Source organism: Microbacterium sp. (assembly GCF_035556355.1).
Lineage (GTDB): Bacteria > Actinomycetota > Actinomycetes > Actinomycetales > Microbacteriaceae > Microbacterium.
On the sequence record NZ_DATMFG010000024.1, the window covers coordinates 213997 to 226287 of the forward strand.

Genomic DNA, 12291 nt, shown 5'->3' on the forward strand with positions numbered 1-12291 from the left:
CGGCATCCGACCGCCCTAGACTTGACCCTCGTGGTCACCCGCCTTTCGCACTTCTTCCTCCGCACGCTCCGTGAAGACCCCGCCGACGCCGAGGTCACGAGTCACCGTCTGCTCGTGCGCGCCGGCTACATCCGACGCCAGGCGCCCGGCATCTTCGCGTGGCTGCCACTCGGCCTCCGGGTGAAGAGTCGCATCGAGCAGATCATCCGCGAGGAGATGGCCGCGGCGGGTGCGTACGAGGTGCACTTCCCGGCGCTGCTTCCCCGTGAGCCCTACGAGGCGACCGGCCGGTGGGAGGAGTACGGCGACGCGATCTTCCGCCTGAAGGACCGCAAGGACGCCGACTACCTCCTCGCGCCGACCCACGAAGAGGTCTTCACACTGCTCGTGAAGGACCTGTACTCGTCGTACAAGGACCTGCCGCTGACGATCTACCAGATCCAGGACAAGTACCGCGACGAAGCCCGTCCGCGCGCCGGCCTGCTGCGCGGTCGTGAGTTCACGATGAAGGACGCGTACTCGTTCGACTACACCGACGAGGGGCTCGACGCGTCGTACATGGCCCAGCGCGAAGCGTACGAGCGGATCTTCAGCCGCCTCGGACTCGAGTACGTGATCGTGCAGGCGGATGCCGGCGCCATGGGCGGCTCGCGGTCGGAGGAGTTCCTGCACCCGACGCCGATCGGCGAAGACACTTTCGTGCGCTCCGAGGGCGGGTACGCCGCCAACGTCGAGGCGTTCACGACGCTCGCGCCCGAGCCGATCCCGTTCGACGGGCTTCCCCAGCCGGTGATCTTCGACTCGCCGAACACCCCGACGATCGAGACACTGGTCGCGCACTGCAACGCGAACCTGGAGCCCCCCGCTCCGGGCATCGCAGGCCCCGCGACCGACGGCGTCACGGAGTGGACCGCCGCCCACACGCTCAAGAACGTCGTGCTCGCGGTCAAGCACCTCGACGGCACGCGCGAGCTCGTGATCGTGGGCATCCCGGGCGACCGCGAGGTCGACGACAAGCGCGTCGAGGTCGCGTTCGCCCCCGCCGAGGTCGAGGCGGCGACCGAGAAGGACTTCGAAGAGAACCCGTTCCTCGTGAAGGGCTACATCGGACCGTGGTCCGAGACCGGGCCCGTCCTCGGCGAGGAGTCGGCCACCGGCATCCGGTATCTGCTCGACCCGCGCGTCGTCGACGGCACGTCGTGGGTGACGGGCGCGAACATCGACGAGAAGCATGTGCACTCGCTCGTCGCCGGCCGCGACTTCACCGCCGACGGCTACATCGAGGTCGCGACCGTGCGCCAAGGCGACCCGGCGCCCGACGGATCCGGTCCCGTGCACCTCGCGCGCGGCATGGAGATCGGCCACGTCTTCCAGCTCGGCCGCAAGTACGCCGACGCCCTGGATCTCAAGGTGCTCGACGAGAACGGCAAGCTCGTGACCGTCACGATGGGCTCGTACGGCATCGGCGTCACGCGCATCCTCGCGATCATCGCGGAGCTCAACAACGACGACAAGGGCCTCATCTGGCCCGAGTCGGTCGCGCCGTTCGACGTGCACGTGGTGGCGACGGGCAAGGATCAGGTTGCGTACGAGCTCGCGGAGCGACTGTCGGGCGAGCTCGAGGCATCCGGTCTCGACGTCCTGTACGACGACCGCCTCAAGGTCTCGCCCGGCGTGAAGTTCGGCGACGCCGAGCTCATCGGCGTGCCGCGCATCGTGATCGCCGGCCGCGCGGCCGCCGACGGGCAGGTCGAGCTGTGGGATCGTCGCACCGGTGAGCGCGAGGTCCTTCCGGTGGCGGATGCCGTTGCCGAGCTCACGCGGCGCTGACGGCGCCGGCCGTCAGAGGTCGGCGTAGGGCGCGCGGAACAGGCAGAAGATCCCGTAGGCGATGAGCCCGACGCCGACTCCGGCCACGAGCGGCGGGCCGTAGGGCATCGCGATGAGTGCGTCGATTGCGGCGTCGAGCCCACCCGCGGCCTCCGGGTCGACCTGGATCGCCGCCACGACCAGCAGCACCGAGACGATCAGCAGGGCGATCCCCTTCGCGACGAACCCGACGACGCCGAGCGCCGTCACGGCCGCACCGAGCGCGGTGTCGGGGATCGTCATGCGGTTGCGGAAGCTGCGTCGCGCGCCCATCACGACGAATGCGATGCCCGCGACGCCGATGCCCACCCCGACGGCCCCGAGGACGAACGGCCCTCCGGGGATCGCCAGCACTCCGCGACTGGCCTCCTGGGCGGCCTCGTCCGGATCCGGACGCGCGCCGATCGCGACAGCCGCGGCGATGATGCCGACCGCGATGAACGCGATCGCCTGGCCCCACTCCGAGACGCGGCGGCCCCACTTGCGCGCGGCGTCGCCGCCCCACGCGAGGATGCCCTCCAGCGCGTGGTACGCACCCAGCGCCCACAGCGTGATCGCGATGATCCACAGACCCACGAACCCGAGTGGAGCCGCGCCGACCGACTTGAAGGCGCCCGCCTGATCGGACTCGCCTTCGCCGCCGAACGCGACGACGAGGAACACGATCCCGACCAGGATGTGCACGACACCGTTCGCGGCGTAACCCGCGCGTGCGATGCGCCGGAAGACCGTATTGTCCTGGGCCTCGCGCGCCGCGCGCTTCACCGTCGGCGCTGACATGCGGTCAGCATAGGGGAGCGGACGACTCGGATGCCGCCCCCAGCGTTTCCTGATATGGCGCGCCTACGATGGGGCAGATGACCGCAGGACGGCGAACCACCCGCCGGCCGTTCCGCTGGAGCGTGATGCCGCGCCTGCTCGCGCAGGCGCCGCCGCGCGTGCTGGTCGTCGTCGGGTTCGTGCTCATCGCGCTGGGCGTGCTCATCGTCACCCGTCCGCTCACGTCGATCCTGCTGCTGTCGCTGTATGTCGGTCTCAGCATCATCGCCTCCGGCGTGATCGAGCTCGCCGCGAGACGCCGCACCTCTCCGTGGTGGACGCGCGTGATCGCCGTCGTCGAGATCGTGCTCGGTCTCGCCGCGATCGTGTGGATCGGCCGGAGCCTCGATCTGCTGCCGGGTCTTCTCGCTTTCGTGCTCGTCATCGGCGGGCTCGCCTCGATCGGAGAGGCGATCTCGCGCGGGCTCGTCAGCCAGCGCGTGCTCTCCGCCGTGTGGGGCGGTGCGCAGATCGCGTTCGGAGTGCTCGCGCTCTCGTGGCCCGATGTGACCGTGCTCGCGGTGGCGGTCGTGTTCGGTGTTCGCACGGTCATCTACGGCTTCGGGCTCGCCGTCCGAGGTGCCCGGGGGATGCTCGGGCGGGGTCGCGAGACCACGCGCCCCGACCCGCCCGGCACGCCCGGTCGCAAGCGCCAGATCTGGATGGCGGTCGGGCGTTACGCGCTCGCGGTCGTGCTGGTCGGGACGGTCTCGGTCGGCTGGTGGCTCAACGACTGGCTCCAGGACGGCGCCCCGGTCGTCGACGCGTTCTACGAACCTCCCGAGGACGTGCCCCGCGAGCACGGCAAGCTCATCCGCGAGGACGACTACCGGGGGCAGGTGCCGGAGGGCGCGGTCGTGAAGCGCATCCTCTACACGACGACGGACGTCCGCGGCATCCGTGCCGTCGCCAGCGCCCTCGTCATCCTGCCCGAGGGCCGATCGCTCGCGCCGCGGCCGGTCGTGCTGTGGAACCACGGCACGACCGGCGTCGCGCGCGGGTGCGCACCGAGTCTGCGCGACAACGCCGCGACGCGCTGGGCCATCCCCGCGCTCGACGACGTGATCGAGCGGGGCTGGGCGGTCGTGGCGCCCGACTACACCGGCCAGGGAGCGCCCGGGGTCTTCCCGTACCTCATCGGCAAGGGGGAGGCGCAGTCTGCGCTCGACGCGGTGCTCGCCGCGAACGAGGTCGAGGGCGCATGGCTCGACGACCGGGTCGTCGTGTGGGGGCACTCGCAAGGCGGACACGCGGCGCTGTGGACGGCGCAGCTCGCCTCGGAGTACACGCCCGAGCTCCGCATCCGCGGCACCGTCGCCCTCGCGCCTGTCGGCGACCCGCTCGCGCTCGCGCGCGAGCTGCTGCGCGGCGACGCGAGCCCGAACCTCGCCGTGCTCACGTCGTGGGTGCTCGTGCCGTACGCCGACACCTACCCGGATGTCGACCTCCGCCAGTACGTCGTCCCCGGCGCACGAACGATCGTCCGCGAGATGACGCAGCGCTGCCCGACCGAGCCGGGCGTGATCGTGTCGGTCCTCACGGCGATGGGCGTCTCGGAGGACCGCCCGCTCTACATCGGCGACCTCACCACCGGCGTCCTGGGCAGACGCCTCGAGCAGAACGCCGTCACGGGGCCCTTCGAGCAGCCCGTGCTGATCGTGTGGGGCTCCGACGACGAGGTCATCCCGCCGCTGCTCCAGCACAGGCTCGTGAACCGTCTGTGCGCGCAGGGCGACCAGGTGCGTTGGGCCGTGTTCCACGGCTACGACCACCTGAGCGTGCTGCAGCCGCGTTCGACCTTCCTGCCGATGCTCCTGCGCTGGACGGACGACCGGTTCGGCGCGCGGTCCGGGGCCGTGAGCAGGTGCCCGGGGTGACGTGGCGCGCCCGGTGGGCTCCCAGGAACGTGCGGCGCGGCATCCGGTAACGTGGTCTGGATGCCGGAGCGCGTGATGGCCCGGTGAGAGCTGAATATGGGAGGTCAACCGTGGACATCGATCTGGCGCTGCTGAGGACGATCGAGCGCGAGAAGGAGATCCCCTTCGATGAACTCGTCCGGATCATCGAGCAGGCGATCCTGACCGCCTATGCCAAGCACACCTCGACCACGGGCGAACTCCCCGCCGGCGCGCGCGCCGAGCTCGATCGCAAGACCGGCCACGTCGCGATCTACCTCCCCGTCCTCGACGAAGAGGGCGCTGTGATCGGCGAGGAGGAGACCACCCCCGACGACTTCGGCCGCATCGCCGCGTTCGCCGCGAAGCAGGTCATCAGCCAGCGTCTGCGCGACATCGCCGACGACGCCGTGCTGGGCGAGTTCCGCGGCAAGGAGGGCGACATCGTCGCCGGCATCGTGCAGCAGGGCCCGAACCCGCGCATGGTGCACGTCGACCTCGGCTCCGTCGAGGCGATCCTGCCGCCGGAGGAGCAGGTGCCCGGCGAGGAGTACACGCACGGCTCGCGCCTGCGCGTCTACGTCACGAGCGTCGCGAAGGGGCCCAAGGGCCCGTCGATCACCGTCTCCCGCACGCACCCCGGGCTCGTGCGCAAGCTCTTCGCGCTGGAGGTGCCCGAGATCGCGAACGGTCTCGTCGAGATCGTCTCGCTCGCGCGCGAAGCCGGTCACCGCTCGAAGATCGCCGTGAAGGCCAACGATCCGACGATCAACGCGAAGGGCGCGTGCATCGGCGAGCTCGGCCGTCGCGTCCGCGCGGTCACGGAGGAGCTCGGCGGCGAGAAGATCGACATCGTCGACTACGACCCGGAGCTGGCGAAGTTCGTCGCGAACGCGCTGTCGCCGGCGAAGGTCACGTCGGCGTTCGTGCTCGACGCCTCGTCGAAGGCCGTGCGCGCGCTCGTGCCGGATTACCAGTTGTCGCTCGCGATCGGCAAGGAAGGCCAGAACGCGCGTCTGGCGGCCAAGCTGACGGGGGCGAAGATCGACATCCAGCCCGACTCGATCCTCGAAGAGGCCTGACAGCGACCGGCCGCGACCGCGGGTGCGCGGCGCTGGGGTGTAGAATGGAACCTGTACGAACGTGTGTCGGCTGCCGCGCACGTGCCCCCCGATCCACTCTCCTGAGGGTGGTGGCGGTCGACTCCGTCCTTCTTCCCGATGAGCGCGCGTCGATGCCCGGGCGGGGTGCGTGGGTGCATGAGACGCGTGAGTGCGTGGAGAAAGCCATCCGGCGTCGCGCCTTCGTACGAGCATTGCGTGTGTCAGGCCCGCTTGACACGCAGACCATCGAGAAACGGCTGAACGGCTATGGACACAAAGTGAACGGCTCGAAATGAGACCCGTCCGCAATTGACGGTCTGCCCTGTCTGGGCAGGCCCCAGACAGGAGAACTGTGGCAAACGCAAAACCACGCGTGCACGAGATCGCTTCCGAGCTCGGCGTCGACAGCAAGGTCGCCCTCGCGAAGCTGAAGGAGCTCGGCGAATTCGTCAAGAGCCCCTCGTCCACCATCGAGCCCCCCGTGGCTCGCAAGCTTCGCGCGGCCCTCGAGGCTGACGGAGCGGCCAAGAAGCCCGCCGAGCCCGAGGCTCCGGCGGCCCCTTCGGTGCGCCCGGTCGGGCGTCCCGGCCCGGTGCGGCCCGCCGCCCCCGCGGCTCCCGCCGACCGATCGGCCGGCGGCAAGGGCGGTGCGAGCGCGCCCAAGTCCGCTCCCGCCGCTCCCGACGCCGCCCCCGCGGCGCCGGCGCAGCCCGAGGCGGCCAAGCCCGCGGCATCCGCTGCGCCGAAGCCGGCGACTCCCAAGCCGTCCGCGCCCACCCCGCAGCCGCCGCGTCCCGGTGGCGCTCCGCGCCCCGGCAACAACCCCTTCTCATCGCAGCAGGGCATGGGCCAGCGTCCCGCGGGCCCGCGCCCGGGCAACAACCCCTTCTCGTCGCAGCAGGGCATGGGCCAGCGCCCGACCCCGGCGAACATCCCGCGTCCCCAGGCTCCGCGCCCGGGTGCTCCGCGTCCCGGCGCTCCGCGTCCGGGCGGCGGGGGTCGTCCCGGTGGCGGCGGCGGCCGTTCCGGCGCGCCGTTCCAGCAGCGTCCGGGTGGTGCGGGTCGTCCCGGCGGTGGCGGCGGCTTCCAGCGACCCGGTGCACCGGGCGGCTTCGCCGGTCGTCCCGGCGGCGGCGGTCGCGGTCGCGGACCCGGCGGCGGCACAGCAGGCGCCTTCGGCAAGGGCGGCGGCAAATCCAAGCAGCGCAAGTCGCGTAGGGCGAAGCGTCAAGAGTTCGAGATGCGGTCGGCGCCGGTCGTCGGCGGCGTCAACGTCCAGAAGGGCAACGGCGAGGTCATCCGCCTGCGTCGCGGCGCGTCCATCTCGGACTTCGCCGACAAGCTCGAGTCGCTGAAGGGCTACACCGTCCAGCCCAGCACGCTCGTCACCATCCTGTTCAACCTGGGTGAGATGGCGACCGCGACCGAATCGCTCGACGAGGCCACGTTCGAGATCCTCGGCGAGGAGCTGGGTTACAAGATCCAGATGGTCTCGCCCGAGGACGAGGACAAAGAGCTCCTCGAGGGCTTCGGCCTCGACCTCGATGAGGAACTCGAGAACGAGGACGAGGCGGATCTCGAGATCCGTCCGCCCGTGGTCACCGTCATGGGCCACGTCGACCACGGTAAGACGCGCCTCCTGGACGCGATCCGTCAGACGAACGTGGTAGCGGGCGAGGCCGGCGGCATCACGCAGCACATCGGTGCGTACCAGGTCTGGACCGAGCACGACGGCATCGAGCGCGCGATCACCTTCATCGACACCCCGGGTCACGAGGCGTTCACCGCCATGCGTGCCCGTGGTGCCCAGGTGACCGACATCGCGATCCTCGTGGTCGCGGCCGACGACGGCATCATGCCGCAGACGGTCGAGGCGCTGAACCACGCCCAGGCGGCGGGTGTCCCGATCGTGGTCGCGGTCAACAAGATCGACAAGCCCGAGGCGAACCCGGCCAAGGTGCGCCAGCAGCTCACCGAGTACGGCCTGGTCGCCGAGGAGTACGGCGGCGACGTCATGTTCGTCGACGTCTCGGCTCGCGAGAACATCGGCATCCAGGACCTCCTGGACGCGGTGCTGCTCACCGCCGACGCGGGTCTCGACCTGCGCGCGAACCCGAACAAGCCCGCACGCGGCGTCGCGATCGAGGCGAAGCTCGACAAGGGCCGCGGCTCGGTGGCGACCGTCCTCATCCAGTCCGGCACGCTGCGCGTCGGCGACGCGATCGTCGCCGGCACCGCGTACGGCCGCGTCCGCGCGATGATCGACGAGAACGGCGAGCCGGTCGAAGAGGCCGCGCCGTCGCGTCCGGTGCAGGTGCAGGGTCTGAACTCGGTGCCGCGCGCGGGCGACACGTTCATCGTCACCGACGAGGACCGCACCGCCCGCCAGATCGCCGAGAAGCGCGAGGCCGCCGAGCGCAACGCCCAGCTGGCCAAGGCCCGCAAGCGCATCTCGCTCGAGGACTTCACGCGTGCTCTCGAAGAGGGCAAGGTCGAGTCGCTCAACCTCATCATCAAGGGCGACGTGTCGGGTGCCGTCGAGGCGCTCGAGGAATCGCTCCTCAAGATCGAGGTCGACGAGTCGGTGCAGCTGCGGATCATCCACCGCGGCGTCGGTGCGATCACCGAGTCCGACGTGAACCTGGCCACGATCGACAACGCGATCGTGATCGGCTTCAACGTCCGTCCCGACGCGAAGGCCCGCGAGCGCGCCGCGCGCGAGGGCGTCGACATCCGGTTCTACTCGGTCATCTACAACGCGATCGACGACGTCGAGCAGTCCCTCAAGGGCATGCTCAAGCCGGAGTTCGAAGAGGTCCAGTCGGGTGTCGCCGAGATCCGCGAGGTGTTCCGCTCCTCGAAGTTCGGCAACATCGCCGGTGTCCTCGTCCGTTCGGGCACGATCACGCGCAACGCGAAGGCTCGTGTCATCCGTGACGGCGTGGTCATCGCCGACGGCCTGGCGATCGAGTCGCTGCGTCGCTTCAAGGACGACGTCACCGAGGTCCGCGAGGGCTTCGAGTGCGGTATCGGCCTCGGCCGGTACAACGACATCCAGGTCGGCGACGAGATCGAGACGACGGAGCTGGTCGAGAAGCCCCGGACGTGACCGTGGGCTGCGGCTCCGGATGCCTCCTTGAGACGATCAGGGAGGCATCCGGAGCCTCCGCGGTTCGACCGCGGTAGGCAATCAGACAAGCAGAGGTGAGGAAATGGCTTCGGAACGGCAGGCACGACTGGCCGATCGCATCCGCGTTCTGATCGCGCAGCGGCTCGAGAAGGGTCTGCGCGACCCGCGCCTCGGCTTCGTCACGATCACCGACGTGCGCGTGACGGGCGACCTGCAGCACGCGTCGGTCTTCTACACGGTGCTCGGTGACGAGCAGGAGCGCATCGCCTCGGGCGAGGCGCTCAAAGCCGCGACCGGCATGCTCCGCAGCGAGGTCGGGCGCCAGCTCGGCGTGCGCCTCACCCCGACGCTCGAGTTCATCCCCGACGCGCTGCCCGAGAACGCGGGGCACATCGAGGACCTGCTGCGCGAGGCGCGCGAGCGCGACGCGGCGGTCGCGGGGATGGCGGCATCCGCGTCGTACGCCGGCGACGCCGACCCGTACGTCAAGCCGCGCGAGGCCGCCGACGAGGAGTGATCTGGCGCGTGTCCCGCCGCCCGCTCACGTGCGCAGGGCGGTGACGATCCCGATGCGCAGCCACTCGCGGTAGGAGTCGGCGTCGAACCGGAGCCCGTGGCGCACGCGCCGGTACGCGTCGATGGAACCGATTGTGAGCAGGGTCGCGACACGCTGGTCGTGCGTCAGGTCGCCGCTCGTCCAGCCGCGCTCTTCGCACAGCCTGACGAGCGCGTGGGTCGAGCGGATGATGCTGGCGAGCATCGCGTCATGGCGAGCGGCGAGTTCTTCGTCGACGATCGCCTCGGCCGTCAGCACGGTCCACAGTGCTCCCACGCGCTCGTTGAGGTCGACGAGGAACTCTGCGAGCAGTCGCGCAAGACCGTCTGCGTCGAGCTGACGGAGGATGTCCGCCCCCAGATCGAACTCGAACACGAGGTGCTCGCCCTCCTGCCCGAAGGAGGCGACCTCGACCGCAGCCTGCAGCAGTGCGGACTTCGGGCCGTTGACGTTCACCGTGTCGACCGACACACCGGCGCGTTCGGCGATCTCAGTCAAGCGTGCGCCCGCGTATCCCCGCTCGCGGAAGACCCCGATCGCGGCGTCCACGATGCGTCGCCGTGTCTCGGCCGCCCGGGCAGCGCGTCTGCTGTTGTCGTAGGTGCGAGGCATATTGATCCTAGTCGGAGACGGGTGAATAAGAGCGCTCGACTCCCTCGATGGGAGGAGGCGCTCACATGTCATCCGTCCTTGCCTGTGCGATTCCCCTCGACGGGCATGTCGCGCCGATGCTCGCCGTCTGCCGTTCGCTCACCCGAGCGGGGCACCACGTGCGGTTCCTGACCGGGGCGGCCTACGGCGATGCCGTGGAGTCGGCGGGCGGAGAGCATGTGCAGCTTCCGAAGACCGCGGACATCACGGCGGAGATGCTCGACGCCGGCCGCGAACGCGACGGGACGCGTCTCACCGGCATCCGTTTCGCCATCGACAACACGAGACGGAACTTCATCGCGACCCTTCCCGGCTGGTTCGACGCGATCAAGCGGGAGATCGGACGAGGCGCCGCCGTCATCACGGGCGACATCGGGGTGTTCGTCCTCGGGGCAGTGTGCGCGAGGCCCCGCTCCGAGCGCCCCGCAGTGATCGCATACGGAGCCATACCCGTCGTGCTGCTCAGCCGCGACACGGCACCCCCGATGACCGGGCTGCCCCCTCGGAGCGATCTCCTGGGGCGGACCCGCAACAGGGTCTTGAACCGGATCGTCGCGCACGGGATCTTCCGCGGCCTCCAGCGCGAGGCGGATGCCGCGGCGCGTCGACACACCGGGGCGAGCCTCCCCGTGTTCCTGACCGATTGGCCGAGGGCGGCCGATGCCTACGTGCAGTTCTCGGTCCCGGGGTTCGAGTACCCGCGAAGCGACGCGCCCCGATCCCTCACCTTCGTCGGACCGCTCCGATCGCCCGGCGTCGGCACCGCGCCGCCCGCCTGGTGGCGCGACGTCGAGGCCGCGGAGACCGTCATCCACGTGAGCCAGGGCACGCTGGCGAACCGCGACTTCGGCGAGCTCGTGCACCCGACGCTGCGGGCGTTCGCCGATGACCCGCGTGTGCTCGTCGTCGTCGCAACCGGAGGGCGACCGGAGTCCGACGTCGGGGAGGTGCCGTCGAACGCTCGCGTGGCGCGGATGCTGGACTACGACCGGCTCATGCCGCACGTCGACGTCTTCGTGACCAACGGGGGGTACGGATCCCTTCACGCGGCTCTCGCGCACGGGGTGCCGATCGTCGCGGCGGGCGACACCGAGGAGAACGTCGAGACCTGCGCTCGGGTCGCGTGGTCGGGCACGGGGGTCGACCTCCGCACGGGAACGCCGTCGAGCGACCGCATCCGCGCCGCCGTCCTCGAGGTGCTCTCGGATCCGTCGTACCGCTCCGCTGCGCGACGGATCGCCGCCGACATCCGTGACGCGCCCGGCGAGGCCGGCCTCCTCGAGGTGGTCGAGCGCGTGATGGCAACGAGCCGCGCGGCGTGATCAGGCGGGCAGCCGGAGAAGACCGTCGGATGCCTCGGCCAGCCCGTCCGCGATGAGCGAGTCGATCGCGCGGTCGCGCTGCAGCGGATCCGGCCACTCGGGGATGACCGCGTCCATCGGCACGGCGTGGGTCGACGCGTTCCGCAGCGCCTTCAGCACCGCGCCGCGCGCCTGCCGGTCGCTGCCTTCATAGCGCGCCTGCTTGCGCCGCGCGTCGCCCGTGTCGGGTCGGCCGGCGCGTCGCCACGCGCACATATACGCGAGCGGGCATGCATTGCACTGCGGAGATCGGGCGGTGCAGACCGTCGCACCGAGTTCCATCATCGCGGCGTTGAACAACGCGGACTCGGCGTCGCCCGCGGGCAGCAGCCTCTCCATCGACCCCAGGTCCCGACGCGACGGCGCGCCGGGCTGACTCCGACCCTCGACGGCGCGCGCGATCACGCGACGCGTGTTCGTGTCGACGACCGGATGCCTCTGTCCGTACGCGAACACTGCGATCGCGCGCGCGGTGTAGTCGCCGATGCCGCTGAGCGCGAGGAGGGCGTCGACGTCGCGGGGCACGACGCCGTCGTGGCGGTCGCGGATCTCGACCGCGGCGCGGTGGAGCCATAGTGCGCGTCGCGGGTACCCGAGGTTCGCCCACTGGCGGACGGCCTCGGCCGGGGCATCCGCCGCGAGCGAGCTCGGTGTCGGCCAGCGCGCGAGCCAGGCTTCGAGGTGCGGGATGACGCGCGTCACCGGCGTCTGCTGCAGCATGAACTCGCTCACGAGCACGCCCCAGCCGCCGTACTTCTCGGCGAACCCGGGTCGCCGCCACGGGAGGTCGCGCGCGTTCTCGCGGTACCACGCCATGACTGCGTCGGGCATGCCTTCCAGCCTAGGCGGCTGTCGCTGCCGGCCGAGGCACGCGCGCACTCGCCGATCACCCGCAACTCGTAGGCTG

Annotated in this window: 10 protein-coding genes; 7 read left to right on the forward strand and 3 right to left on the reverse strand. The window is 70.6% G+C overall.

Annotation, left to right across the window (positions count from 1 at the left end; genetic code table 11):
* Window positions 1-30 precede the first annotated feature (30 nt).
* Complete coding sequence (locus tag VNR19_RS07370) at window positions 31-1830, forward strand: proline--tRNA ligase (RefSeq protein WP_325725368.1); 1800 nt, start codon at window positions 31-33, stop codon at window positions 1828-1830.
* A 12-nt stretch (window positions 1831-1842) separates the two neighbouring features.
* On the opposite strand, the gene VNR19_RS07375 is transcribed toward VNR19_RS07370, so the two are convergent.
* On the reverse strand, window positions 1843-2649 hold the full coding sequence (locus VNR19_RS07375) for a DUF1206 domain-containing protein (protein WP_325725370.1): 807 nt from the start codon (window positions 2647-2649) through the stop codon (window positions 1843-1845).
* 77 nt (window positions 2650-2726) lie between these two features.
* Between VNR19_RS07375 and VNR19_RS07380 the strand changes: the two genes are divergently transcribed.
* The 5 genes from VNR19_RS07380 to rbfA all read left to right on the forward strand — a co-directional run bounded on the left by VNR19_RS07380 (window position 2727) and on the right by rbfA (window position 9333).
* Entirely contained in the window at window positions 2727-4565 is a 1839-nt protein-coding gene (locus VNR19_RS07380; protein WP_325725372.1) for a lipase family protein, read from the forward strand.
* 110 nt (window positions 4566-4675) lie between these two features.
* Window positions 4676-5665 (forward strand): transcription termination factor NusA, encoded by a 990-nt coding sequence (gene nusA / locus VNR19_RS07385; protein ID WP_325725374.1) that lies wholly within the window; start codon window positions 4676-4678, stop codon window positions 5663-5665.
* 44 nt (window positions 5666-5709) lie between these two features.
* Window positions 5710-5982, forward strand: coding sequence for a YlxR family protein (locus VNR19_RS07390; RefSeq protein WP_325033160.1), 273 nt, complete (start codon window positions 5710-5712; stop codon window positions 5980-5982).
* Window positions 5983-6059: 77 nt separating this feature from the next.
* Entirely contained in the window at window positions 6060-8795 is a 2736-nt protein-coding gene (gene infB / locus VNR19_RS07395; protein WP_325725433.1) for a translation initiation factor IF-2, read from the forward strand.
* A 103-nt stretch (window positions 8796-8898) separates the two neighbouring features.
* Window positions 8899-9333: a 30S ribosome-binding factor RbfA gene (rbfA, locus tag VNR19_RS07400; protein ID WP_325725376.1), complete on the forward strand. Its 435-nt coding sequence runs from the start codon at window positions 8899-8901 to the stop codon at window positions 9331-9333.
* A gap of 24 nt (window positions 9334-9357) precedes the next feature.
* On the opposite strand, the gene VNR19_RS07405 is transcribed toward rbfA, so the two are convergent.
* Complete coding sequence (locus VNR19_RS07405) at window positions 9358-9984, reverse strand: TetR/AcrR family transcriptional regulator (RefSeq protein WP_325725378.1); 627 nt, start codon at window positions 9982-9984, stop codon at window positions 9358-9360.
* Window positions 9985-10049: 65 nt separating this feature from the next.
* Between VNR19_RS07405 and VNR19_RS07410 the strand changes: the two genes are divergently transcribed.
* Window positions 10050-11345 carry a nucleotide disphospho-sugar-binding domain-containing protein gene (locus tag VNR19_RS07410; RefSeq protein WP_325725380.1) on the forward strand — a complete coding sequence of 432 codons (1296 nt, stop codon included), beginning with the start codon at window positions 10050-10052 and terminating at the stop codon, window positions 11343-11345.
* Here the strand turns inward: VNR19_RS07410 and VNR19_RS07415 are convergent, their stop codons facing one another.
* The gene (locus tag VNR19_RS07415; RefSeq protein ID WP_325725381.1) at window positions 11346-12215 is read right to left on the reverse strand and encodes an HhH-GPD family protein; all 870 of its coding nucleotides are present in this window, start codon (window positions 12213-12215) and stop codon (window positions 11346-11348) included. It lies immediately after the preceding gene.
* Window positions 12216-12291 lie beyond the last annotated feature (76 nt).